The sequence below is a fragment of the Sphingopyxis sp. genome, assembly GCF_035686825.1.
Classification (GTDB): Bacteria; Pseudomonadota; Alphaproteobacteria; order Sphingomonadales; family Sphingomonadaceae; genus Sphingopyxis.
On sequence record NZ_DASRYZ010000002.1, the window covers coordinates 153016 to 176993 of the forward strand.

At 67.2% G+C, this 23978-nt stretch carries 20 protein-coding genes; 5 read left to right on the forward strand and 15 right to left on the reverse strand.

All coding sequences use genetic code 11. The annotated features are described in order from the left end of the window. Positions 1-2: 2 nt before the first annotated feature. The 4 genes from VFG17_RS01920 (at position 3) to msrB (ending at position 4116) form a co-directional block, all read left to right on the forward strand. Positions 3-977: an ABC transporter ATP-binding protein gene (locus VFG17_RS01920; RefSeq protein ID WP_325028289.1), complete on the forward strand. Its 975-nt coding sequence runs from the start codon at positions 3-5 to the stop codon at positions 975-977. Beyond that, positions 974-2263, forward strand: a complete 1290-nt coding sequence (locus VFG17_RS01925) for an ABC transporter permease (RefSeq protein ID WP_325027791.1) — start codon at positions 974-976, stop codon at positions 2261-2263. The genes VFG17_RS01920 and VFG17_RS01925 overlap by 4 nt, the downstream gene beginning before the upstream one ends. Before the next feature lie 88 nt (positions 2264-2351). Further along, complete coding sequence (locus VFG17_RS01930; RefSeq protein ID WP_325027792.1) at positions 2352-3587, forward strand: cytochrome P450; 1236 nt, start codon at positions 2352-2354, stop codon at positions 3585-3587. A 106-nt stretch (positions 3588-3693) separates the two neighbouring features. Then, positions 3694-4116 (forward strand): peptide-methionine (R)-S-oxide reductase MsrB, encoded by a 423-nt coding sequence (gene msrB, locus VFG17_RS01935; RefSeq protein ID WP_414712925.1) that lies wholly within the window; start codon positions 3694-3696, stop codon positions 4114-4116. Between the two features lie 117 nt (positions 4117-4233). Here the strand turns inward: msrB and VFG17_RS01940 are convergent, their stop codons facing one another. The 4 genes from VFG17_RS01940 to VFG17_RS01955 form a co-directional block, all read right to left on the reverse strand. Further along, positions 4234-6090: a hypothetical protein gene (locus tag VFG17_RS01940; RefSeq protein WP_325027794.1), complete on the reverse strand. Its 1857-nt coding sequence runs from the start codon at positions 6088-6090 to the stop codon at positions 4234-4236. Next, a complete protein-coding gene (locus VFG17_RS01945; RefSeq protein ID WP_325027796.1) occupies positions 6087-6518 on the reverse strand; it encodes a GtrA family protein in 432 nt (143 codons plus the stop codon). Before VFG17_RS01945 ends, VFG17_RS01940 begins: the two co-directional genes overlap by 4 nt. Positions 6519-6541: 23 nt before the next feature. Then, a complete protein-coding gene (locus VFG17_RS01950; RefSeq protein ID WP_325028290.1) occupies positions 6542-8062 on the reverse strand; it encodes an NAD(P)/FAD-dependent oxidoreductase in 1521 nt (506 codons plus the stop codon). An 81-nt stretch (positions 8063-8143) separates the two neighbouring features. Next, the gene (locus VFG17_RS01955) at positions 8144-9976 is read right to left on the reverse strand and encodes a hypothetical protein (protein ID WP_325027797.1); all 1833 of its coding nucleotides are present in this window, start codon (positions 9974-9976) and stop codon (positions 8144-8146) included. A gap of 175 nt (positions 9977-10151) precedes the next feature. Between VFG17_RS01955 and VFG17_RS01960 the strand changes: the two genes are divergently transcribed. Next, positions 10152-11114, forward strand: coding sequence for a patatin-like phospholipase family protein (locus VFG17_RS01960; protein ID WP_325027798.1), 963 nt, complete (start codon positions 10152-10154; stop codon positions 11112-11114). Positions 11115-11283: 169 nt separating this feature from the next. Here VFG17_RS01960 and chrA read toward each other — a convergent pair whose 3' ends face one another. The 11 genes from chrA to mnmE all read right to left on the reverse strand — a co-directional run bounded on the left by chrA (position 11284) and on the right by mnmE (position 23978). Then, entirely contained in the window at positions 11284-12474 is a 1191-nt protein-coding gene (chrA, locus tag VFG17_RS01965; protein WP_325027799.1) for a chromate efflux transporter, read from the reverse strand. 178 nt (positions 12475-12652) lie between these two features. After that, positions 12653-12988, reverse strand: coding sequence for a hypothetical protein (locus tag VFG17_RS01970; protein WP_325027800.1), 336 nt, complete (start codon positions 12986-12988; stop codon positions 12653-12655). 65 nt (positions 12989-13053) lie between these two features. Then, the gene (locus VFG17_RS01975; protein ID WP_325027801.1) at positions 13054-15801 is read right to left on the reverse strand and encodes a carboxypeptidase regulatory-like domain-containing protein; all 2748 of its coding nucleotides are present in this window, start codon (positions 15799-15801) and stop codon (positions 13054-13056) included. 31 nt (positions 15802-15832) lie between these two features. After that, the gene (locus VFG17_RS01980) at positions 15833-16657 is read right to left on the reverse strand and encodes a molecular chaperone (protein WP_325027802.1); all 825 of its coding nucleotides are present in this window, start codon (positions 16655-16657) and stop codon (positions 15833-15835) included. Positions 16658-16849: 192 nt separating this feature from the next. Beyond that, positions 16850-17347 (reverse strand): DUF4402 domain-containing protein, encoded by a 498-nt coding sequence (locus tag VFG17_RS01985; RefSeq protein ID WP_325027803.1) that lies wholly within the window; start codon positions 17345-17347, stop codon positions 16850-16852. 250 nt (positions 17348-17597) lie between these two features. Beyond that, positions 17598-18560, reverse strand: coding sequence for a ParB/RepB/Spo0J family partition protein (locus VFG17_RS01990; protein ID WP_325027804.1), 963 nt, complete (start codon positions 18558-18560; stop codon positions 17598-17600). Further along, positions 18561-19343, reverse strand: a complete 783-nt coding sequence (locus VFG17_RS01995) for an AAA family ATPase (RefSeq protein ID WP_325027805.1) — start codon at positions 19341-19343, stop codon at positions 18561-18563. Further along, positions 19340-19999, reverse strand: a complete 660-nt coding sequence (gene rsmG, locus VFG17_RS02000) for a 16S rRNA (guanine(527)-N(7))-methyltransferase RsmG (RefSeq protein WP_325027806.1) — start codon at positions 19997-19999, stop codon at positions 19340-19342. Before rsmG ends, VFG17_RS01995 begins: the two co-directional genes overlap by 4 nt. After that, positions 19996-20673, reverse strand: coding sequence for an RNA methyltransferase (locus tag VFG17_RS02005; RefSeq protein WP_325027807.1), 678 nt, complete (start codon positions 20671-20673; stop codon positions 19996-19998). The genes rsmG and VFG17_RS02005 overlap by 4 nt, the downstream gene beginning before the upstream one ends. Before the next feature lie 53 nt (positions 20674-20726). Beyond that, a complete protein-coding gene (mnmG, locus tag VFG17_RS02010) occupies positions 20727-22598 on the reverse strand; it encodes a tRNA uridine-5-carboxymethylaminomethyl(34) synthesis enzyme MnmG (protein ID WP_325027808.1) in 1872 nt (623 codons plus the stop codon). A gap of 75 nt (positions 22599-22673) precedes the next feature. Next, a complete protein-coding gene (gene mnmE / locus VFG17_RS02015) occupies positions 22674-23978 on the reverse strand; it encodes a tRNA uridine-5-carboxymethylaminomethyl(34) synthesis GTPase MnmE (protein WP_325028291.1) in 1305 nt (434 codons plus the stop codon).

The window sequence follows — 23978 nt, forward strand, 5'->3', positions numbered from 1 at the left end:
GAATGATTGGGGACCGGCATTTGAACGATTTCAGCGTCGAGGCGGACGGCCTCACCAAATATTTCGGCGATTACAAGGCGGTCGACCACGTCAGCCTCGCGGTGCCAACGGGCAGCATCTATGGCGTGCTCGGTCCCAATGGCGCGGGCAAGACGACGAGCCTCAGGATGACGCTCGGCATCATCGACCCCGACGAAGGGACGAGCCGGCTGCTCGGCGGACACCGGCCGCAATCGGTGCGCCACCGCATCGGCTATCTGCCCGAGGAGCGCGGGCTTTACCCCGGCATGAAAGCGCGCGAGGCGATCGCCTTCATGGGCGCGCTGCGCGGGCTCGACTGGTCGGAAGGGCGCCGCCGCGCCGCGACCTTCATGACCGAACTCGGACTCGAACGCGTGATCGACGCCAAGATCCGCAAGATGTCGAAGGGCATGGCGCAGATGGTCCAGCTGATCGGCTCGATCGTCCACGCCCCCGACCTCATCGTGCTCGACGAACCTTTCTCGGGGCTCGACCCCGTCAATCAGGAACGGCTCGAAACGCTCATCCGGCGCGAACAGGCGCGCGGCGCGACGATCCTCTTCTCGACGCATGTGATGGCGCACGCCGAGCGCCTCTGCGACCGGATCGCGATCATCGCTCGCTCGGCGCGGCGGTTCGAGGGCACGGTCGAAGAGGCGCGCGCGCTGCTCCCGATGCAGGTGCGCTACACGCCGCGCGACGCCGGCGATCCCGCCGCGGTCGCCGCGACCCTGCCCGCCGGCGCCGAACGGCGCGGCGATGCCTGGCATTTCGCCATTCAAGACGACGGCGTCGAACCCTTGCTCGCACAAATCACCGCAAGCGGTCATGGCGTCACCGGCCTGTCGATCAGCCGCCCGGCGCTCCACGACGCCTTCGTCCATATCGTCCGCCAGGTCGACGCGGGTTTCGACGCCGATGCGGCCGAGGATGCCATCGAGGAGGCGAGCGCATGACCCCCTTCATTCGCAATATGTTCGTGGTTGCGCGGCGCGACTTTCTCGCGATCGTCGCGACGCCGACCTTCCTGCTCTTCCTGCTCGCGCCGCTGTTCATGGTCGGCATGGGGCTCGCGGGCGGCATGGGCGCGTCGCAGCTCGCCGACAGCGCGCGCGGCGCCGGCCGCATCGTCGCGGTCGCCGATCCCGCCCAGATCGAGGCGCTGCGCGCCGCCGACGCCCGGCTCCGCGCCGCGATGCCGCGCGAGCCCGCGCTGCTCGAACTGCGCGTCGCCGGTCCCGCCGCCGATCCACTCGCGATCGCGCGCGAAAAGGGCAGCGACACCTATGCGGTGATGAGCGGCGACCTCGCGGCCCCGCGCATCGTCGAGCGCGAGGAGGGCAGCGGCTCGGGCCGCTATCTCGCGCTGCTCGCGGGCGAAGTGCGGCGCGCCGAGGCCGCCGGCGACCTGCCGCCCGTGACCCCGCGCTTCGAAAGCCTGGCGAGCGGCGGGACGAGCATCGCGGTGCAGCAGTCGCTCGGTTTCGGCGCGGTGTTCGTCATCTTCCTTCTGACCCTGCTCCTCGCGGGCCAGACGGTCAGCTCGCTCGCCGAGGAAAAGGGCAACAAGGTCATCGAGATCCTCGCCGCCGCGGTGCCGCTCGAAAGCGTCTTTCTCGGCAAGCTGCTCGGCTTCCTCGGCGTCGCGGTGCTGTTCATCGCCTTCTGGATGGCACTCGCGTTCGGCGGCGGACTGATCGCCGCGACGCAGATGGACCCCGCGGCGATCGCCGCGGCGGGCAAGGCGGGCAAGGCGGCGACCGCGCTCGCCGCGACGCCGGCGACCGGCTGGCCCTTCTTCCTCGCCATCGGCTTCATCTATTTCGTGATGGCCTTCCTGCTCCTCGGCGCGGTTTTCCTCGGCGTCGGCGCGCAGGCGGCAACGGTGCGCGAAATCCAGATGCTCAGCCTGCCGATCACCATCTTCCAGGTCGGCATGTTCAGCCTCTGCGCCGCCGCGGCGAGCGCGCCCGACAGCGGCCTCGCCCGCTTCGCGCAAATCTTTCCCTTCTCCTCGCCGCTCGCGATGGCGGCGCGCGCCGCGACCGACGATGCGAAAGCCGTCCACCTGCTCGCGCTCGGCTGGCAGGCGCTCTGGGTCGCGCTCGTCATCTGGCTTTCGGTACGCCTGTTCCGCGCCGGCGTCCTCAGCGGCGGCAGCGGCTGGAAATTCTGGCGCGGCAAAAAAGCTGTCGCTGCGGCTGCGGCCGCCATCGAGGCCGCTTCGTCCCAGCCTCGTTGACAAAGCTGTAAACAGTGGCATCCTGCAACTGATCTGGCCGACGGCGGCAAGCGTCGCGGCGAGTCCCTTTTGAGGAGGAGGATGCCCGATGGCGACTGCAGCCGCGCCCCAGCCCGTCACCGACCGCTATGACATGAGCCCCGCCGCGATCTATTCGGAGGATCGCTGGCAGGCGCCCTTCGCCGAAATCCGCAAGGCGGGCGGCATCGTCAAATGCGCGGACAGCGTCCACGGACCCTATTGGAATATCGCGAGCCATCAGGCGATCCAGCATGTCGAGGCGCTCCCCGACATCTATAGCTCGTCGTGGGAATATGGCGGCATCACCATCCTCGAACGCGACGAGGATGAAGATTTCCGCCTGCCGATGTTCATCGCGATGGACCGGCCGCAGCACACCGACCAGCGCCGCACCGTCGCCCCCGCCTTCACCCCCGCCGAAATGACGCGCCTGTCCGAAGACATCAGGAATCGCACCGGCGAGGTGCTCGACGGGCTGCCGTGGGGCGCGACGTTCGACTGGGTCGACCGCGTGTCGATGGAACTGACGACGCAGATGCTCGCTTTGCTGTTCGATTTTCCGTGGGAGGACCGCCGCAAATTGACCGAATGGTCCGACTGGATGGGCGACGTCGAGCTCGCGCAAAAGGTCGAACTCAAGGAACAGCGCCGCGCGGTGCTCGAAGAGGCGTTCGTCTATTTCCAGAAACTGTGGATGGAAAAGCTCGATCAGCCGCCGACCCCCGACCTCCTGTCGATGATGCTCCACAGCGAGGCGATGAGCCACATGGACAAGTACGAGTTCATCGGCAACCTCGTGCTGCTGATCGTCGGCGGCAACGACACGACGCGCAACACCATGTCGGGGCTCGCCTACGGGCTCGACAAATATCCCGGCGAGCGCGCGAAGCTTGAGGCCGATCCGGCGCTGATCCCCAATGCGGTGAGCGAGATCATCCGCTGGCAGACCCCGCTCGCGCACATGCGCCGCACCGCGCTCGCCGATGCCGACCTGTTCGGGCATCAGATCAAAAAGGGCGACAAGCTCATCCTCTGGTATATTTCGGCGAACCGCGACGAGAGCGTGTTCGACGACGGCGACGCGCTTCGGCTCGACCGCGAGAATGCCCGGCGGCACCTGTCCTTCGGTTACGGCGTCCACCGCTGCGTCGGCGCGCGCCTCGCCGAGCTGCAGCTGCGCATCCTGCTCGAGGAAATGGCGGCGCGGCGGATGCGCGTGACGGTCGCGGGCGAGCCCGAGCGCGTCCACGCCTGTTTCGTCCACGGCTTCCGCGCGCTGCCGGTGCAAATCGAGAAATATTGACGCGCGCTTGTAACCCGGCGGCCGCGTCATACGTATCAAAGGCATGATCGAACGTCGTTATCTTCTCGGCGGACTCGCACTCGGCGGCGCCGTCATTGGCGCGCCCATGCTTTTCGCCAAATCGGCGCGGCCCAAGGCGCAGGCCGGTTGGCAGCTCAGCGACGCCGAATGGAAAAAGCGCCTGTCGCCGCTCCAATATCGCGTGCTGCGCGAAGCGGCGACCGAGCGCGCCTTCACCAGCCCGCTCGACAAGGAAAAACGCGCCGGCACCTTCGTCTGCGCCGGCTGCGCGCTGCCGCTCTATTCGAGCAAGACCAAGTTCGACAGCGGCACCGGCTGGCCGAGCTTCTGGGCGCCGCTCAAAGGCGCGATCGGTACGTCGACCGACCGCGACCTCGGCTATGCGCGCACCGAAGCCCATTGCCGGCGCTGCGGCGGCCACCTCGGCCATGTCTTCAACGACGGGCCCAAACCGACGGGCAAGCGTTATTGCATGAACGGCGCCGCGCTCGCCTTCCGCGCGGCCTGATATATGGTCAAATTGAATAAGCTGTGTGCTCCGCGAAGGCGGGAGCCCATCTCCGGTCGGTGCTATTTCGAGCCGGCCGATGGTGTGTCCCCGCCTTCGCGGGGACACACCACCCTTTCAAAGATGATCATGCTTCGGGGCCTTCACCCGCCACACCGACAGCCCCGCGCGCGAGCCGATCGGCACCGCTTCGAGCCACGCCGGCGGCGTCTCCGCATAGAGCCGCGCCCCCAGCGAATCCTTCCGCGCGCGGCGATATTTGGTGAAGTCGTTCGCCGTGCGGCAAAAGACGATCAGCGTCGCCTGCTGCTGCCGCACCAGTACTTCGGCCTTGGCCGGATCGCCCGCGAAGGCGCGGATCGTGTCGGCCATCGCCTGGCTGTTGCGGTGATGCGGCGTCGCGACGAGGCTGTGCCGCGTCCAGAATATCAGCGGCGCGCCGAGGTCGATCGGCGTCAGCAGCGTCGTCGCTCGCAGATGATTGAGATCGGCGATCGCCGCGGGGTCGAGGCAGTTCGCCTTATAGGCGTTGGCTTCGGCCTTCTCTGCGGTTGCGCGTTCCTCCTCATCCTTGAGCGCGGGGACTACCGGCGTCAGCACTGCGGCGACCACCATGCTGCCGAGCAGCGGCAGCGTCAGGGCCGCCATCGCCGAGGCGAGGATGCGCGGCAGCGCCGACGAAATCGTCCGCGCCCACGTCCAGGCGCGCAGCCCGAGCCAGGAGCAGCCCGGCAAGGCGAAGAGATGCGCGGTCGACACGGTGCGGAAGACGAGCAGCGACAGCGCCGCCGCGCCGGCGAGCGCGACGATGACCGTCGCCCAATTCCTGCGATCCGCCGCATCGGTGCAATCGCGCCAGGCGAAAACCGCCCCCGCGAGGCCGACGATCGACGGCACGAGCACATGGATCATGTCGTGCGGCTTCGCGACCCACAACGGCTGGCCTTCGAGGACGTTGCGATACCAATATTGCACGACGATCGGGTCGAGCGCGGCGAAGGGCCCGTTCGCGCATTGCGGTTCGGTCCCGACCAGCGCGGCGGCCGCCGCGATACCCGCCAGCGCGAGCAAAGCGAAGCGGACCCAAGCCACGCCGGGATTCGCCCGCGCCGCGGCAAAACTCACAGCCGCCGCCGCGACAAACGCCGCCATATAGGGCGCCGAAAGCGAATCGCACCAGCTTCCGACAAGGCCCACCGGACCGCGCGTCACGAACTGGAGCAGGATCGCCCCGCCCGCGAGCGCGCCCATATAGCCGCACAGCCTAGCGCGATCCTCGCTCCGGCCATCGAGCGCCCAGCGCAAGGCGGCAAGCCCCGCGAACAGCGCCACGACGGGCAGCCCCTCGATCGACACCGCAAGCAGCGCCGCCGCGAACAGCCCGCCGAGCAGCCCCGCCTGCCACGATGCCGGGCGCAGCGCCTGCGCCATAACGAGCATCGCGAGGAATATCTGCCAGCCATGATGGTCGATGCGCAGCGGCCGGAACTGGACGAGGATATAGCCCGACATGATCAGGAACAACGGCACCACATAAGCGATTCGGCGGTCCGACAGGTTGCGGTAGCCGAGCGCGCAGGCGACGCTGAGCGCCGCACCGAGCAGCGGCGGCCACAGCGCCATCACGATCCGCTCGGCCATCGTCTGCCCGAACAAGGGCTTCAGCAGCAATATGCCCGCCGCAAGCGGCGCATCGACGAGGCGCGACCAGTGCATCAGCACCCCGCCCCCGGCCGGATTGACGCGATACTGCGCCAGATCCCACCAGCCTTGCCCCGCGAGCAGATCGCGCACCTGCGCCATGCGCATCGCATCGTCGGTATCGGAAAGGTCGAGCGCCCCGATCGCCTGCCATTTGGCGACGACCGCGATCAGGCTCATCAAGCCCCACACGATCAGCGCGATGCGGGCGGGCGTGAACCAGGGGCCGAGATGGATGCCGCCCGGATTTGAAGCGGACGGCGCCTCGCTCACGCCGCGGCCGCCCGGAACACGATATGGCGGCGCAGCAGATAGGTCGTCTGGAAACTCACGACGATTGCCGCGAGCTTGGCGAGCCGGGGGTCGAGCCCCAGCGCGCTGCCACCGCCGACGATCGCGGTCGTGACCGCGAGGCCGACGAGCGCCGAGCCGACGAAAAGCAGTTTCTGCCGATGCCGTTCACCCGTGCCGCGCGCTGCGGCACCGTCGGCGAAGACGAGCCGGCTCGAAATGACCCAATGGACGAGGATGCCCGCGCAATAGCCGGTCGCCGACGCCGTTACCGGCGCCATCCCGGCGTCGAGCAGCAGCAGGAACAGCCCCGCGTCGCTGCCGAGCGCGAGCCCGCTCGCGAGCAGATAGTTCAGCCAGCGGATCTCGCCGCGCCGCACCGACGCGATCAATTTGGCAATAGGTTGCATCGCGCGTCCCCCCGGCCCGATGCTCAGGCGGCCTTCGCGACGCGCGCCGGCACCTCGCGGACCGACGCCAGCGCGGCCTGTTCGCCCTCGGTGCCGCTTTCATGATATTCGGCGTCCTCGTTGACGCCCCAGATATCATAGAGTTTCTCGCCCGCGGCGATGTTGCGCACCGTCAGCATCGCGGTCATCATCGCATGATCCTGGTTGTTATAGCGGTGCATGCCGTTGCGCCCGACCATGTGCAGCGTCGGATAACGCGCCTCGAGTTCGCTGCGCATCGTCTCGACATGCGCGGCATAATCATCGTCATAGACGGGATAGGCCTTTTCCTGCCGCACGACCGCGCCGCCGACGACATCTTCGGGATCGCAAAGCCCCAGGATTTCCATTTCCTTCGTCGCCAGCGCGATGAGGCGCTCGTCGCTCGACGACCAGAGCCCGTCGCCCTCGAAGCAGAAATATTCAAGGCCCACGCACGCGATCGCCGGATCGGGCACCATTTCGGGCGACCAGCTGCGGAAATTCTGCACCCGGCCGACCTGCACCTTGCTGTCGTGGATATAGATCCAGTTGTCGGGAAACAGATCCTCCGAGCGGATCTTGAGCGCGACGGTCAGAAAGTCGCGATAATTGAGCTTCGGCGCGGCGCTGAGCGCGCACGCGGGCAGCGGATGGATTCGCGCCGCGAGCTCGCGCATCGGCGCCGAGCTGATCACATGGCCCGCATCGATCACGACATCGCCGTCGGGCCCGCTCGCGGTCATCCGCCAGCGCCCCGTCTTCTGGTCCTGCGTCAGCTGCTTGAAGCTGTGGCCCATCAGCACATGGTTACCGCCCGCGACGACCTTGTCGCGCGCCGCCTCCCACATCATGCCCGGGCCGAGCCGCGGATAGCGGAAGGTTTCGAGCAGGGTCTTGGTCGCCATGCCGTCGTTGGGCTTTTTGTTGAGCCCGAGGCTGCGTTTCAGCCCGTCGATCACGGCGCCGCCGAGGCTCAGCCCCTTGATGCGCTGCGCCGCCCAGTCGGCCGACATTTCGTCGCACGGCATGCCCCACACCTTCTCGGTATAGGTCTTGAAAAAGATCGAATAGAGCTTCTGCCCGAACTGGTTGATCGTCCAGTCCTCGAAACTGCGCACCTTCTTCTTCGGCAGCAGCTTCGCCTTGGCATAGCTCACCATGCACAAGGTCGACCGCACGACGCCGAGGTTCCACAGCGCCTCGAACGCGCGCAACGGATAGGAATAGAATTTGCCCTCATAATAGATGCGGCTCATTCGCGGCCGCTCGATGAAATCGTCGGGCAAAATCTCGTTCCACAGCTCGACGACTTCGCGGCTCTTCGAAAAGAAGCGGTGCCCGCCAATGTCGAAACGAAAGCCCTCATGCTCGACCGTCCGGCTGATCCCGCCAACGTAAACCGGATCCTTCTCGATCACGGTCACGCTATAGCCCTGCTGCGTCAGCAGATAGGCCGCGGTCAGGCCCGCCGGACCCGCGCCGATGATGGCGACGTCGGCGCTCGTCGGACGATTTTTCGACATTTGGGCGTTAGTCACGTGAATATTCCCCCACACAGATAACTCGCTGGGTCTCGCCATGGAGGAAACATGGCTAAGAACTGGTTAATACCGTGCGGGATTTCCCGTTGATCGCGCGCTTTCTCTATCGGGACGGAGGATGCGATAGACATGGAAGCTGCCCGACGAGAGCCGGGTTTCGGGTTTCAGCCAATCGATCCGATCCCGCGCCAGCAGCCGGGCTGCCAGTCCGTCGGGATTGCCCGGGGCCAGCCGCGCAAGCTCTTCGTCGCAGAATACCAGATATTGCGCCCCGCTCTCGCTGACCAAGGGCCTTGCAAGGGCCGGCGGGGCGAGAAAGGCCGACAGGACGCGGTGGAGTGTCGCATGGTTGCGGTGATGGCCGGTCGTGACCACGCTATGCGGCGTGCGCACCAGCAAAGTCGGCGCGATATTGACGGCGGAAAAGAGCAGCGCCGGAGGTTCGTCGGCCAGCGCGATGGTGCTCCGGTCCAGACAGGTCGGCGCCGCGCTCGCCACCGCGGGCGATCCGGCTTGCAACGACATCAATCGAAAGCCCAGCGCCATATCGACCGTCGGGATCGCAAGCATGAACAGCAGAACCCCGCCCAGCCGGCGTAGCGAATTCGGCTGGGCATCGGCGCGGCGCCACAGCGCGGCCGCGAGCGCGGCAAAGGCCGGAATCATGAAGGCGTGCGCCACCGCGATCGTTCGCACGACCAGGCAGGCCATGATCGCGCCGAACGATATGACGAGCGCCAGTCGCACCCGGTTTTCGCTTTCGGGGCGGTCCCGCGCCTGGCCGCACGCCCACAGGCTCGCCGCGACACCCACCACGGTCGGAATGGCATAGCCGAGCATTCTCGCCGGCGTTTGCACCCACAAGGGTCGCCCTTCGAAAATCGGATCGTACCAATAGGTCCGCACGAACGGCTCCAGTTCGCCGAAAGGTCCGCCCAGACAGGACGGCCCCGTCAGGGCGAATCCGGCCGCCGCCGCCATGCCCGCGACCAGCACGACGCCCAGGCGCTGCGCCAGCGACGTGGCCGGGCGCAACGAGATAGCGATCACGAATATCGTGCCGGCCAACGCCGCGGCGAGAATATAGGGCAACGAAAAACTGTCGCAAAAAACGCTCGAGAGATAGGCGGGCCCGCGAAACGGCAGCGACCACAACGCGGGAAGCAGGATCATCCCCGCGGAAAAGCCGCGCAGCCGATCCGCCTTCGACGGATCGTGCAACCAGTCGAACACAAAAAGCGCCCAGAAAAACCCCAGAAACGGAAAGCCCTCTAGCGAAATCTCGACATATATGCTGGCGATCAGGGCGGACAGCAATCCGTTGCCGATGGTCGCCGGCCGCAACGCGAGCCACAATAGCGTGACCGAGAGCAGGATCTGCCAATTGTGATGATCGATGTTGAGCGGCGCGAAATGATGGAGATAGCTGATCGTCGTGGCCGCGATCGCAAGACCGAAAAATACCGAGGCGCGATCGCCCAGCATCTGTAATATTCGCGAAAGGACGAGCAGCAGGGGCAGCGCCAGCAGCGGCGGATAGGCCGCCAGCACCAGGCGCTCGGCGGTCCGGGCCTCGACGAAAAGGCCAATAAGCCAGATCGACCCGGCAATCGGCGCGTCGATAAAGCGCGACCAATGCGTCGGTCCGCCGCCGCCCCCCGGATTCGTCCGGTACTGCGTCGTGTCGAACCAATTCTGTCCGGCGACCAGATCGCGGACCTGCGCCAGTCGCATCGCATTGTCGGGATCGGAAAAGCTCAGATGAGCGATCGCATCGCGGTTCAGGAACAGGCTGGCACCGAAAAAACCGCACCACAGGATCAGCGCAAACCGGTCGGGGGACAGGGACGAACGCGCGCGCCCGCCTTCCCGCGCTTTTGCTATCGTTCCGGCCATCGGTATCCCCCTCCGGCCGTTCCAGCCCGCAATCCGTCATAGGCTTGGCGCTCTAAAAACCGGTTAATAGCGCGCTAGGGATTTCAAAATATACGGATTTTCTCGCCGTCCCTTGTCGCGGCGCTTGGTCGGCGGGCGAACCTGCGGTAAGCTGGCACGGGCCAAGGAGGCGCACATGGCAGGCGGTCTGGCAATCGTATTGAGCGGCGGCGGCGCGAAGGGCGCCTTCCAGGTCGGCGTCGTCCACGAACTCGTCGTCAATCGCGGGGTGCAGCTCGACATCGTCGCCGGCGTCTCGACCGGCGCGATCCAGGCCTTGGGCGTCGCACAGAACGATGTCCCCGCGCTGCTCGACGCCTGGCTCGGCATCCGCGGCAACAGCTCGATCTACAAATCGCGCCCGCTCGGCGTCGTCGGCGGGTTGCTCGGCGAAGACGCGCTCTACGACACCGGACCCTTGAAGCGCCTGCTCAAAAACTTCGCGAACGAAGCGAAACTGCGCGCGAGCGGGCGCAAACTCCTGCTCGGCGTCGTCAATCTCGGCACCGGCACCTATCGCACGATCGACGAAAGCGTGCCCGGCATCCACAATTGGGTCTATGCGAGCTGCGCGATGCCGCTCTTTTTCGATCCCTTGAAGACGCGCGCGGGCGACGGGACCGAGGAACAATGGGTCGATGGCGGCGTGCGCGACGTCACCCCCTTGAGCTCGGCGCTCGACATGAACCCGCGCGGCGTGATCGCGGTGCGCGCCTCGCCCGCGCCGCAGCCCGGCGCGGTGCGCACCTTCCCCAACCTCATCAAGATCGGGCTGCGCGCGGTCGACATCCTCCAGTCGGAGGTGTCGGCGAACGACCTCGCCGGCGCGGCGTTGATCAACGACCTCATCGCCGCGCGCGAGGCGCAGCTCCGCGCGCTCCAGAGCGAGGACATCGGCGGCGCGCAGGCGGCGCGCATCCTCCGCCCGCTCGACGTCCAGATCGCGCGCTATCGCTTCGCGCCGATCCGCATCATCGAGCCCGAGGAAGAAGTCGCCGAAACGCTCGAATTCGATCCCGCAAAGATCCGCGCCGCGATCGACGCCGGCCGCCGCGCCGTCGACCGCGAATGGGACGCGCTCGAGCCGCTGCTGAGCTGAGATGGCGGGTTTCGGCCGGGAGCGGACCTACTTCTCCCCTCCCTTTTGGGGAGGGGCCGGGGGGGGGTGGGTAGCCGCCGAAGGCCGCACTCTTCCTTCTGGCTCGCTGCGCTTGCGCACCCACCCCTCGCCCCTCCCTAAAAGGGAGGGGAATGTCAGCTTTCCACCCCTAAGCCGTCATTCCCAACCAGCCCGCAACCGCGCCGCCCGCCACAACCGCCGGCGCGACCCAAACGGCCTTGAAACGCCACACCACCGCGAGCGCCGCCGCAAAGAGCAGCAGCGCGAACAGTGGTTCCGCGACCCGCGCGCCCACCGCCTGCCCCAGCTGCACGAAAGTTGCGGCGATGATCCCGACCACCGCGGCGGCGACGCCCGCCAGCAGCCGGTGCAACGCGGGATTCTCGACGATCGCCTCGAGCCGCTCGAACAGGATCAGCGAAAAGGCGAAAGCGGGCAGAAACATACCCGCGGTGATCGCCAGCGCACCCCCCGGGCCGCCCGCGACATAGCCGACGAAGGTCGCGAAGATGACCAGCGGCGCGGGAAGCACCCCCGCGAGCGCGATGCCGTCGAGGAAGGTCCCGTCGCCGATCCAGCCGCGCCCGACCGTATCGGCGCGAACATAGGGGATCGCGGCATAGGCGCCGCCAAAGGTTAGCAGCCCGCCTTTCAGCCCGGCGATGAACAAGGCCGTCAGCGTCACAGGCGCCGCTATATTCCCCGCCGGAGCCGACCCGGTGATCAGGCGAAGCGCCGCCGCCACGCCAACCGCGGCCATGACGACCAGGATCGCTGCGACCGGGCGATGCGAAGCGGCATAGGCCAGCCCCCCGGCGACGAGCGGAATCCAGAAAGGCACCCCCGCCAGCGTGGCGAGCAGGCTCGTGGCCGCAAGCAGCGCGAGCAGCCGGTCCTCGACGATATGCTCGCCGATCCGGACGACGGCGCGCAGGATGATCGCGAGCACGACGAGCTGCACGCCGAGCAGCACCCCCGACAAGCCGGCCTTGCCCGCAATCCAACCGACATAGAGCCACCCCGCGACGAGCATCAGCGCCAGCCCCGGCAGCATGAACCCCAGCCCCGCGAGCAGCCCGCCGATCCGGCCGCGCGCGACCATGCCCAGATGCACGCAAAGCTCGTGCGCCTCGGGCCCGGGCAGGACCTGCAGCACCGCGAGCAGCCGGTTGAAGCGCGCCGGCTCGATCCAGTGCTCCTCCTCGACGAGCGCGTGCCGGATCATCGCGATCTGTGCGACCGGGCCGCCAAAGGCGAGGAAACCGAAACGCAGGAATTTCAGGAACAGCGCCGCCAGGCCGAGCTGTGACGGGGGGACGGGGGCAAGGTCGGTGGTCATCTCAACGCTCCGGACGCCGCGAAGCGCGGCGGGGGAACGGAACTTGGGCGAGCCCTCGCCTGAACGGGCGTCCGCGTCGGCCCGTTGCCGCCGATATCATCCGAAGCGGCGGTGAAGTCAATCGCGGCGCCCGAGTCCGCCCACGTCCTCGGCGATCGCGGCCGTCCGCGCGGCGTCGTTATCTGTTTACCGATCGGCGCGCTTGCCGGGCCTTATCACAATATTCGCCGCGTCGGGCGCACGCCGCCTCCAGCGCCTGGATCGATTTTTCCCATTGATCGGCGACATAGGGGTCCTTTGCGATGATCGGCGAGTAAACCTCTCTGTTCTGCGTGCGTTGGGGCGGGCTGTGGTCGATCGAAGGCCGGCTGCCGCCTTCCTTGCGCGGCGACGGCACGGCGGATACGAGCGCCGCAAAAAGGCCCGCCGCCGCTAACAGGAGACCCATCGACACCGCTATCCACGCCGCTTTTCGCACATCATGCCTTTCACGGACCGACGTCGTCGCGATCATCGTCGCCGTGCTTCATCTCTTTCGCGGCTGGGCGCGGCAAGCAAATTATCTGCTTTTCGGATCGGTTACGGTTCTGCATCGCCCTCGCGCGGCGGGCCGCGCGCGCTGCTGATTCCCGGCGCCGCGCCGCCCGCCGCAACCTTACGCAGCGGCTTCAGCACCACCGTCCCCAGCCGCACGCGCGGCGTCGCCTTGCCGGAAACCGCACTCATCGCGAAACCGCTGTCGAGCCGCAGCGCCGCCGCCGACGCCGGACCCAGCCGCACCGTGTAACGCCCGTAAGCGACGCCTTCGAACAGAAAATAGCCGTCGAACTCGGTCAGCGTCGCCGCGCGCACCCGCCCTTCGGCGTCGACCAGTTCGACGCGCAGCCCCTCGACCGGATTGCCGCCGTCGCGCCGGAATATCCCCTCGATCTCGCCCGCCGCGACCATCGGCAGCGCGACGCGCGTCGCGACCCCCGGCCGCGGCGCGACCACCACCCCCGGCAGCGCGGGCTGGACATAGGGATCGGGCAGGCTCCCCGCATCGATTCCGATCATCACCGGACGAAAGGGCTCGAGTCCATCGATCGTCCCGCGCCCCTCCTTGTCGGTGGCGGCATCGACAAAGGCGTTGCCCGCGGTCAGCGGCACGCCGGGCAGCGCCGCTTCGCCCGGCTGGCGGACGCCGTCGCCATTTTCGTCCATCCAGACATCGGCGATCACCTGCCCGCGGCTCGCGAGCTTTTCGCTCGATACGCGCCAGCCACCGTCGCTTCCCGGCCCGAAACTGAATGCAAGCGCCAGCGACGCCGCGACCGACCCATCGCTCGCAACCTCGCCGAAACCCGACAACTGCAACTTGTTGAATCGGCGCGTATAACCGAGCCCGGCGCGCGCGCGATCGAGCCCGCGGTCATAACCGAGTTCGGCGCGCCATTCGGCCTCGCCCTTCCCCGCCCATTCGCCGATCAAGGCCATCCGCGTGTCGCTATTGCCGCCCGACAGCGCAAAGCGCGCCTCGCCGCGGACGCGCACCCGCCCGATGCGGGCGTTGGCCAGCAGGCTCGCGATCAGATTGTCGGGCGGGTCGGGACCGGCGGGCGCTTTCGTCCGGCTCCAGTCGAGCTGGCCGGTGAAGGTCATCGCGCGGAAACTCGCCGACGCGCGCGCGCTCGCCTCGACACTGTCGCCCCCCGACCATCGCTCGACCTGCCGCACGTCGAAGTGCAGCGGCAATATCGTCCGCCCGAGCTTCACCGACTGGTCGACCGACACCGAATATATCGCGTTGATATTGCCCAATAAGCGGTCCGACACGAACCCGCCCCAGCCGCGCATCGCATCGGCGCGCACATAAGTCTCGCCGAACGCCGCGAGCCAGCTCGCGCGCGCGGCGACGCCGCCCTTCTGTTCATAGCTGCCGCCGACCTCGAGCAAGGTCGGTCCGATCGAGCGCCGCAAGGCGACCTCGCCATAATTGTGGCGGACATTCTCGATCAACAGGCTGTGCAGATAGGCCGAAGCCGATGTGCGCGTGTCGAGCCCGCGCTCGATCCCCGCCGTCCCGCGCCAGCCGCGCCGGAACGCGCCGCCGCGCCGGCCGCCGAATTCGATCAGGTCGGCATTTTCCTGCGCGAAGCCCGCCCAATACCAGGTCTGCTGCGGCGGGATCGAATCGAGCCCCACCTGCACCTGCTTGATCTCGCGCCGCACCTGCCCCTGCGGTCCGTACAGCACGATCTCGAAGCGGTTCGCGCCATATTGCAGTGGCACGTCGATAAACTCGTAACGCCCGTCGCCATTCGGGCTCGTGAACGCGAGCAGCTGGCCGTTGCGATAAAGTTCGGCGTCCCATCCCGCCGGCAAATCGCCGCGAAAATCGGTCTTGTCGAAAGCGTCGGGGCGCTCGACCGGGCGATTGGTCAGCACCGCGCCGCGCCCCGGCGCCGACGCCGCGACGATTCCTGTCGACAGCAGGCTGACGTCGCCGACGCCATAATGCGTTGCCTTCAACGGCCCGAGCAGCCGCCCTTGCGCGTCGGTGCGATAGAGCCGCATCCGCAGACTGTCGGGCACGCCCTCATTGTCCGACGACAGCCGCGCGTCGAAGCTCTGCGCGAGCAGCTCGCCCGCCGCGAAAATCTCGTAGCGTGCCTGGACATAGGATCCGCCGCGCTTGTCCGACACCGCACCGGCCGACGCGACGACATCGACCGAGGGCGTTGCCCACGCCGCGTAAGGCCGCGCCGCCTGCGGCAGAGTGGCAAGATCGAATTGCGCGCGCGGGCGGATCGACGCCGCGCGCGCGCGCCGCTCGGCGGCGAGCTGGAACGGCAGCTTTTCCTTGGCATCGACGCGCAGCACCGCGTTCGACAGATCGGCGGTCAGCGGCACCCCCAGCCACGCGTTCAAGCTGTCCAAATCGACGCACCAGCCCGCCGCCGTGTCGCGAATCGTCGTCGCGGCGAGACGAAATGTCTGGCTCCCCGCGCGCACCTCGCCCGTCTCGCGGTCGATCGTCAGGCCGCGCCGCTCGTCGAACACCCAGCCGGTTGCGCGGCGCAACTTCCGATCGACCCGCACCGCGAGATCGAGCGCGAGCACGACATCGGCCAGGTCGACGCAAATCCCCTGCGGCGTCTGATACCCGCGCACCCCGTCGCCGAGCCGATATTGTCCCGACCGCACATCGAACAGCCAGCTGTCGTCCGCGTTCGGCGCCCACACCGCGGAGGAAGGGGAAACCGGCATCCGATCAACGGCTTCGGCGCTGGCGGGCGCGAGGCCCGCCAGCGCCAGCGCGGCGACGATGAAGCGCCCCCACCGCATCACGGCCGCGCCTGAACTGTCCCTCCGCTTCCTACTTCACGACCCGCTCGGCCTCGTCGATCGTGCCGCCGCCAATCTCGCGATCCTCCGAATAGCGGATGCGCACCGGCCCCTTGAGCTTCGCCGCCACCTCGCCGGGCACGCGCAGCGACACCGTGCGCGCGGCGACCTCGGGATAAACCGCGATCCCGCGCGCGACGAGCAGCGGCTCGGCCACCCCCGCCCGCGTCACCTCGATATCGCCATAGACCGATCGGTTTCCGCTCCGCGAAAGATCGAAATTGAACGCCGGCCCGTCGGCGCCCTCGCTCACCCACGCGTCGCCAATCGCCGCCTCGGCGCCGAGGTCGCCGACGCGCACGATCACCGGGATCGTGATCCCGTAGATCGGCGTCAGCGCGATCGACACCCCCGTGCTCGCGGGCTTCGCTTCGGCCGTCGCCGGCACCGCGTCGGGAACCGCGCGAAACAGCATATGCGCGCGATATTCGCCCGGCGGCGTCCCTTCGGGCACGCGCACCCCGACGCGCACCACCTGCGGCTGGTTCGGCGGCAAGGTCACACGCCGCGGGCTGAAGACGATCATGTCGAGCGCCGCGCGCTCGGCCGCGGTGACATTCTCCTCGACGATCTCGTCGAGCCCGCCCGCCGCGGTCATCCGCTTGATCTCGAGGCTGATACGATAGGTCGCGGGCGCGCTGCCGATATTGTTGAGCACCACCTCGGTCCCGCGCGATCCGTCGAGGATCACGCGCGTCGGCGCGACGAGCAGGTCGCCCGCCGCATGGACGGGAGCAGCCGCGGCGCCGAGCGCGGCCGCGGTGAACAGGCCAAAGGCCTTCAGAAAGCGAAACATTGGTCACGATCCCCACAATCGTCCGGGAAGCGGCCCCACACCGTCCCGATGGTCGCCCCCCGCTTGCGCCGACATGGTTGATATTTCGCTAACCATCACCCTCGACCGCGCAAAAAAAGGGGCCGCCCGGCGCGTGCCCGGCGGCCCATTTCAAACGGCTGGCGGATCGAAGCCCGCCAGCTCCCCCCAAATTCACTGATAGTTGGCGGTGACGTTGAACGTCCCCGAATAGTCGCCCGACGCCTGATTGGCACCGACGCTCAGCGTGCCGCCGACCTGAAAACTGCCGCCGGTGGCGCCCAGCGTGATGTTCGGCGCCGAATAGGTCAGCGTCGACGTCATGGAGCCGCCGAGCGACCCGTTGAGCGTCACGCTCGAATCGCCGCCGACGAGCACGACCGCGCCGCTCGTGCCCGCGACGTCGAAGCTGCCGGCGGCGGCCGTGCCCGTGCAGGTCAGCCCCGCGCCGCAGGTCACCCCGCCCGCGGTCGACACCGCGACGGTCGACGCGGTCGCGCCGCTGATGATCGTCGCATATTGCAGGTCGCTGGTCTTGGTGAGCGTGATCTGGCGAAGAATCTTGGCCGTCGCCGTGCCCGTGGCCGTCGCCGCCTGCGCCGCCGGGGCGTTTATCGCGAGGGCAGCAATCGCGGCGCCCAGCAGGGCGCGCTTCATTCCATGGTATTGCATATGATTTGGTCCCTTGAATTCGGTCTAGAGTCGAATGGAAATCCCACACCATTCACCGCCCTGTTTAGGCGGGGACCTCTTCAGGCTTTGCCAGCAAGCTTGGTTAACAGCGCGACAAGGACTGGCCCGCGCACCGCAATATATCATATATAAATCAAGTAGTTACGGAAAAATCATGAGCGGGTCGAGAACCACCTTCCCCGCGCCGGCGGCCCGATCCGGCACATTTTAACGCGCGCAATGGCGCGAATCAGATCCCCTCGCCCGAGAGCCGCTGGCAGATCATGTCGAGCTGGTCGAGCGACGCGAATTTCAGCGTCAGCGCGCCCTTGCCCTCGCCGGCATATTGAATCGCCACCCCGATCCCGAGCAGTTCGGACAGATGGCGTTCGACCGCGACGATGTCGGGGTCGCGCCCCGATGCCGCGATCGCGCCCGAATCGGCGGGCGCCTTGCGCGGCGCGTCGCCGCCCTTGCCCGCGCGCACCAGCGCCTCGACCGCGCGCACCGACAGGCCTTCCTTCGCGACGCGGCGCGCGATCGCTTCGGCGTCTTCGGCACCGATGAGCGCGCGCGCGTGACCCATCGCGAGCGATCCGTCGCCGACGAGCGCCTGCACGGCTTGGGGCAGATCGAGCAGGCGCATCAAATTGGCGACATGGCTGCGCGACTTGCCGACCAGCTTCGCCAGCGCTTCCTGATTATGACCGAAATCCTCGATCAGCCGGCGATAGGCGCTCGCCTCTTCGATCGCATTGAGGTCCTGGCGCTGGATATTCTCGACCAGCGCGATCTCATAGGTCGCGGCATCGTCGAGCTCGCGCACGAGCGCCGGAATCTGGTGCAGCCCGGCGCGCTGCGCCGCGCGCCAGCGCCGTTCGCCCGCAACGAGTTGGAAACCCTCGCCATCCGGCGCCCGGCGGACGATGATCGGCTGCAACAGTCCGCGCAGCCCGATCGAATCGGCGAGCTCGGCGATCGCATTCTCGTCGAAATGGCGCCGCGGCTGCCCGGGCAGCGGCCGAATCGCGCCGACGGGGACATGCTGCACCGCATCGCCCGCCACCGGCGCCGCGCGCGCCGCGCTTCCCGGCGTCGCGAGCACCGGCGCCTCGACCGCGGCGTCGCCGAACAGCGCGTTCAGCCCGCGGCCCAGCCCCGAAGGACGCTTGCGAATCGGCGTTGCGCCACTTTCTTTTTCATTATCAGCCATTTATGCCGCCTTGCGGATTTCGGGGAGCCGGTCGATCAGCTCGCGCGCGAGCGCGATATAGGCCGCCGACCCGGCGCAACGATGATCGTAGATCAGCGCCGGCAGGCCGTGGCTCGGCGCTTCGGACAGGCGCACATTGCGCGGGATCACCGTGTCGAACACCACCGGGCCCAGCACTTCGCGCACATCGTCGGACACTTGATCGGTCAGCCGGTTGCGCCGGTCGAACATGGTCAGCGCGACGCCGAGGATCGACAATTTCTGGTTGAAGCGCTCGCGCACGCGCTCGACCGTGGTCAGAAGCTGGCTCAGCCCCTCGAGCGCGAAAAATTCGCACTGGAGCGGCACGATCAGCGATTCGGCGGCGATCAGCGCGTTGAGCGTGAGCATCCCCAGCGAAGGCGGACAATCGATCAGGCAGATGTCCCACTGCCCCGCTTCGGCGCCCGACAGCGCTTGCTGGAGCCGGTGGAGCCGGTCCTGAAATTCGATCAGCTCGATCTCGGCGCCCGACAGGTCGACCGTCGCGCTGACGATGTCGAGCCGCGGCACCGCGGTCGCGATCGCGCATTCGGCGACCGTCGCGTCGCCGCGCAGCAATTCGTAACTCGAATATTCGCGTTGCGACTGCTTGATCCCGAGCCCCGTCGAGGCATTGCCCTGCGGATCGAGGTCGATGATCAGCGTGCGCCAGCCGGTTGCCGCGAGCGCGGTCGCCAGATTGATCGCCGTCGTCGTCTTGCCGACCCCGCCCTTCTGGTTCGCCACGGCAATGCGGATCATCGCTTTCCTCGCTGTTTTGCGCCGATCCGCCCCTGACCCACCAATATCTGACTGTCGGCGTCGGTGCGGCTTTGTTCCACGTGGAACATTCTCTGCCATGCCTCGGGCAGCAAAGCCAGTTCCTTAACCGCGTTTCGGCCCTTTGGCAGCAACCAGCGCGTCGATTCGGTGGAAAAACGGGTGGATAAGGTGATGAGCTTGTCGAGCGGCGCGAAAGCCCGCGCGCTGATCGTCGCCGCAGGCCGCGCTCCGACGCGCTCAAGCGGCATCTCGGCGACCTCGACATGGGCCAGATCGAGCTCGGCTGCGACGTGCCGCAGAAAATCGCACCGCCGCTTGCGCGATTCGACGAGCAGCATCGGCCGCTCCGACAGGATCGCGACCACCAGCCCCGGCAGCCCCGGCCCGCTCCCCAGGTCGATCCAGAGCCCCTCGCCCTCGCGCGTGTCGAACGACAGCAGCTGCGCGCTGTCGGCGATATGCCGCACCCAGATCGTCGGGATCGTCGACGCGGAAATCAGATTCTGCTGTGTGTTTTCGGCGATAAGCATGCCGACGAAGCGTTCGATCTTCGTCCATTGATCGCCGGTCGGTGCGAATTTCTCTTCGAGCCAAGACCGAGACCCTTCTTCGCTGTTGAGGAGTCCATTCGTCATATATCGTCTTCGGTAAGCAGCATCACCGTAGGCAGAGGCATGCCACGCTTCCCCTTAAATCGGCTACGTCGGTACTCGCTTTGATATTCCCGCCTTTGCTTCGCCACTTCATACAGAACGATCCCGGAACTGGTCCCAAGGTTTAGGCTTTCGATCATCCCGAACATCGGTATTGCGACGCACATCTCGCTGCGCTCGACGGCAAGATCGCTGATGCCCCGTTTTTCATTACCGAACCACACGGCAAGCTTCGCGTGCTGCTTGTAATCGCCCTCATGCAGGTAGCGGCTCTGCTTTCCTTTGACATGAGGCGATGTAACGATCGATACGAAACCCCGCTTTTCCAGATGATCTAAGCACTCCTCCGTGCTGTCGAAGCGTTTGACGAAGGTCCATTTCACAGCCGAAACAGAGGTCTGGGAAAGCGATTTGCGCGAACGCATATCCTGCCAATTGTCGGGCAGCGACTTACGTGGATCAACGATATAGACCTTCTCGACACCGAGCGCATTGGCATTGCGAACGACGGTTCCTATGTTCCGAATGTCGGAAGGGCTTTCGATTACGGCGATTAGATTCTTGCAGCGAAACGCCCGAATCGCATCGGCGCGATCACGAACCGATGCCTTGGATCTCGTTGCCTCGTCAGCTTTTTCTGGTTCTTCTGTCTGCATAGAACCGGTCTAGCAGGCTCGCCGCGGGGTTCAACGACCTCGTCCTGATGGTCTCAAGCCGCCGCCCGCCGGCGGCTATGCACCATGATCGCGGTCAGCGCCGCCGGCGTCACCCCGTCGATCCGCGCCGCCTGCCCCAGCGTCTCGGGCCGCGCCTTTGTCAGCCGCTCGACCATCTCGCGCGACAGTCCCCCGATCGCGGCATAATCGAGCGCCGGGTCAAGCAGTATCGCCTCGTTCGCCGCGAGCGACCGCAGCTCGGCGTCCTGCCGCGCGATATAGGGCGCGTAATGTGCGTCCTCGGCGACTTCCGAAAGGATCGCCGGATCGATCGATACGAGTTCGGGCGCGAGCACAGCGAGCCGCGCCATCGTCATATCGGGATAGCGCAGCAGATCGATCCGCTTGCGCGCGATCCCGTCGCCGGGCAGCGCCAATCCGATCGCGACATAGTCGGCGGTCATCACCGGCGCATCGAGCAGAGCTTCCGCCCGCGACCGTTCGGCCCGCCGCTCCGCAAACTGCGCCGCCGTCGCCGGGCCAACGAGCCCCAGTGCAATCCCCCTCGGGGTCAGCCGCGTCGCGGCGTTGTCGGCACGCAGCCGCAGCCGATATTCGGCGCGCGCGGTGAGCATCCGGTACGGCTCGGTCACCCCCTGCAGCACCAGATCGTCGACCATCACCCCGATGTAGGATTCGGACCGGTCGAGGATCAGCGGGTTGCGGCCCTGCGCGGCGAGCGCGGCATTCGCCCCCGCTACCAGCCCCTGCGCCGCCGCTTCCTCATATCCCGTCGTGCCGTTGATCTGCCCCGCACACCACACGCCCGGCATCGCGCGAACCTGCAACGTCCGGTCGAGCGCGCGCGGATCGATATGATCATATTCGACCGCATAGCCCGGAACGACCATCTCGACCGTCTCGAGCCCCTCCATCGTGCGCAGCATCGCGAGTTGAACGTCGGCGGGGAGCGAGGTCGAAATCCCGTTCGGATAGACGAGGAAGCTATCGAGGCCTTCGGGCTCGAGAAACACCTGATGCCCGTCGCGGTCGGCGAAGCGGTGGATCTTGTCCTCGATCGACGGACAATAGCGCGGCCCTGCCGCCCCGATCGCGCCGGTGAACAAAGGCGAGCGGTCGAGATTCGCCGCGATGATTGCGTGGCTTTCGGCGTTGGTGCGCGTGATCGCACAGAAAATCTGCGGCACCGTGCGTTCGCTGTTCCACGTGGAACAGGTCCAGCGCGCACCCGCGGCGCTGTCCGACGCCTGCTCTTCTAGCCGCCCCCAGTCGATCGTCCGCCCGTCGAGCCGCGGTGGCGTCCCCGTCTTGAGCCGCGCCATCGGCAGATGTGCGGCGCGCAATTGCTCGGCGAGCCGATGCGCGCCGGCTTCGCCAATGCGCCCACCCTCCATTCGCTCTTCGCCGCGAAACAATTTCCCGCCGAGAAAAGTGCCGGTTGCAAGCACGACCGCATTTGCGATCAGGACCGAACCATCGGCCAGCTCTAGACCCTCGACGCGTCCGTCATCCGACAACCGCAGCGCCGCCGCTTCGCCCGCGACGACGGCGATATTCTCCTCGGCCGCGAGCAGCGTTTGGATCGCGTCGCGATATAGTTTGCGGTCGGCCTGGATGCGCGGCCCCTGCACCGCCGCGCCCTTCGACGCGTTGAGCATCCGGTAATGGATCGCCGCGCTATCGGCCGCGCGCGCCATCCAGCCGTCGAGCGCGTCGACCTCGCGCATTAGATGGCCCTTGCCGAGGCCGCCGATCGCCGGGTTGCACGACATCGTCCCGATCAGCGCGGGGTCGAAACTGACGAGCGCGACGGACGCGCCGAGCCGAGCCGCCGCCGCGGCGGCCTCGGTCCCGGCGTGTCCGCCGCCGACGACGATGACATCGAAAATTGCGCTATCGTGCATGATGGCGGCGCGCATAGCGCAAAGCGCGTATCGAATCCACCGCGCTGCTTGCCGCTCGATGTTTCACGTGAAACATCATTTCCCGATGCAGAAACGGCCGAACAGCGCGTCGAGCATCTCCTCGACCCCCGCGCGCCCGGTAATGCGGTCGAGCGCCGTCGCGGCGAGCCGCAGCCGCTCGGCGAGCAGGATCAGGTCGCCGGCCTCGCGCGACCCCTCCTCGACCACAAGCCATTGTTTTGCTTCGGCAAGTGCGGCGCGCTGGCGCTGGCGCAGCGCTGCCTCGTCCTCGCGCGGCAGCAACGTCCGCGCCATCTCGACGATCATGCGATGCAGCCTGTCCATCCCCTCGCCCGTCGCCGCCGACAGCGTCAGGTCGCAATGCTCCGCGTCCGCCTCGGCCGCCGCATCGCCGCGCCAACGATCGGCCTGCGCCGCGATCAGGATCGTTCGCGGATGATCGGGAACCGCCTTCGGCGCCCCGAGCCACAGCAAAATATCCGCCGCCTCGACCGCTGCCTTCGCACGGTCGATCCCGATCGCCTCGATCGCATCGGCACCTTCGCCGCGAATCCCCGCCGTATCCGAAAAGCGCATCGCGATGCCGTCGAGCGCCAGCGGGGTTTCGATCACATCGCGCGTCGTTCCTTCGACGGGCGACACGATCGCCAGCTCTCGCTGCGCCAAGGCATTGATTAAAGTGGATTTTCCGGCATTTGGCGGCCCCGCGATCACCACCGACAGCCCCTCGGCGATCACCTCCGCCGCCGGCCGCGCCAGCCATGTGCCGAGCTCGTCCGAAAGCTCCGCCATCCCCGCAATCAAACGCTGCGCGGCACCTTCGCCAACTTCGACGTCATCCTCGTCGGCGAAATTGAGCTCGGCCTCCGCCCCCGCCATCAGGGCGAGCAAGTGCTCCTGCCACCCCGCGACCGCGCGCGACACATGCCCGCTCGCCATTCCCAGCGCCTGCACCCGCTGGCTCTCGGTCTCGGCCGCGAGCAGGTCGGCCAGCCCTTCGGCCTCGGCAAGGTCGATCCGGCCGTTCTCGAACGCGCGCCGCGTAAACTCGCCCGCCTCGGCGCGGCGCAACCCCGGCATCGCCGAAAGCGCCGCCTCGACCGCCGCGACCACCGCGCGCCCGCCGTGCAGATGCAGCTCGGCCAGATCCTCGCCCGTCGCCGTCGCCGGGCCCGGGAACCACAGGATCAGCGCGCGGTCGAGCGCCGCACCATCGGCATCGTTCAACCCCACCAGGATCGCGCGGCGCGGCGCCGGCAGGCGTCCCGCGAGCGCCTGCAGCGCCGCCCCGGCCGCCGGTCCGCTCACACGCACGACGCCGATCGCCGCCGGCGGCATCCCGCTCGACAGCGCGAAGAT

Excerpts from the sequence above, each read along its gene's own strand:
- VFG17_RS01920 (WP_325028289.1), top strand. The coding sequence starts at position 3 with ATGATTGGGGACCGGCATTTGAACGATTTCAGCGTCGAGGCGGACGGC.
- VFG17_RS01925 (WP_325027791.1), top strand. The coding sequence starts at position 974 with ATGACCCCCTTCATTCGCAATATGTTCGTGGTTGCGCGGCGCGACTTT.
- VFG17_RS01930 (WP_325027792.1), top strand. The coding sequence starts at position 2,352 with ATGGCGACTGCAGCCGCGCCCCAGCCCGTCACCGACCGCTATGACATG.
- msrB (WP_414712925.1), top strand. The coding sequence starts at position 3,694 with ATGCTTTTCGCCAAATCGGCGCGGCCCAAGGCGCAGGCCGGTTGGCAG.
- VFG17_RS01945 (WP_325027796.1), bottom strand. The coding sequence starts at position 6,518 with ATGCAACCTATTGCCAAATTGATCGCGTCGGTGCGGCGCGGCGAGATC.
- VFG17_RS01950 (WP_325028290.1), bottom strand. The coding sequence starts at position 8,062 with ATGTCGAAAAATCGTCCGACGAGCGCCGACGTCGCCATCATCGGCGCG.
- VFG17_RS01955 (WP_325027797.1), bottom strand. The coding sequence starts at position 9,976 with ATGGCCGGAACGATAGCAAAAGCGCGGGAAGGCGGGCGCGCGCGTTCG.
- VFG17_RS01960 (WP_325027798.1), top strand. The coding sequence starts at position 10,152 with ATGGCAGGCGGTCTGGCAATCGTATTGAGCGGCGGCGGCGCGAAGGGC.
- chrA (WP_325027799.1), bottom strand. The coding sequence starts at position 12,474 with ATGACCACCGACCTTGCCCCCGTCCCCCCGTCACAGCTCGGCCTGGCG.
- VFG17_RS01970 (WP_325027800.1), bottom strand. The coding sequence starts at position 12,988 with ATGATCGCGACGACGTCGGTCCGTGAAAGGCATGATGTGCGAAAAGCG.
- VFG17_RS01975 (WP_325027801.1), bottom strand. The coding sequence starts at position 15,801 with ATGCGGTGGGGGCGCTTCATCGTCGCCGCGCTGGCGCTGGCGGGCCTC.
- VFG17_RS01980 (WP_325027802.1), bottom strand. The coding sequence starts at position 16,657 with ATGTTTCGCTTTCTGAAGGCCTTTGGCCTGTTCACCGCGGCCGCGCTC.
- VFG17_RS01985 (WP_325027803.1), bottom strand. The coding sequence starts at position 17,347 with ATGCAATACCATGGAATGAAGCGCGCCCTGCTGGGCGCCGCGATTGCT.
- VFG17_RS01990 (WP_325027804.1), bottom strand. The coding sequence starts at position 18,560 with ATGGCTGATAATGAAAAAGAAAGTGGCGCAACGCCGATTCGCAAGCGT.
- VFG17_RS01995 (WP_325027805.1), bottom strand. The coding sequence starts at position 19,343 with ATGATCCGCATTGCCGTGGCGAACCAGAAGGGCGGGGTCGGCAAGACG.
- rsmG (WP_325027806.1), bottom strand. The coding sequence starts at position 19,999 with ATGACGAATGGACTCCTCAACAGCGAAGAAGGGTCTCGGTCTTGGCTC.
- VFG17_RS02005 (WP_325027807.1), bottom strand. The coding sequence starts at position 20,673 with ATGCAGACAGAAGAACCAGAAAAAGCTGACGAGGCAACGAGATCCAAG.
- mnmG (WP_325027808.1), bottom strand. The coding sequence starts at position 22,598 with ATGCACGATAGCGCAATTTTCGATGTCATCGTCGTCGGCGGCGGACAC.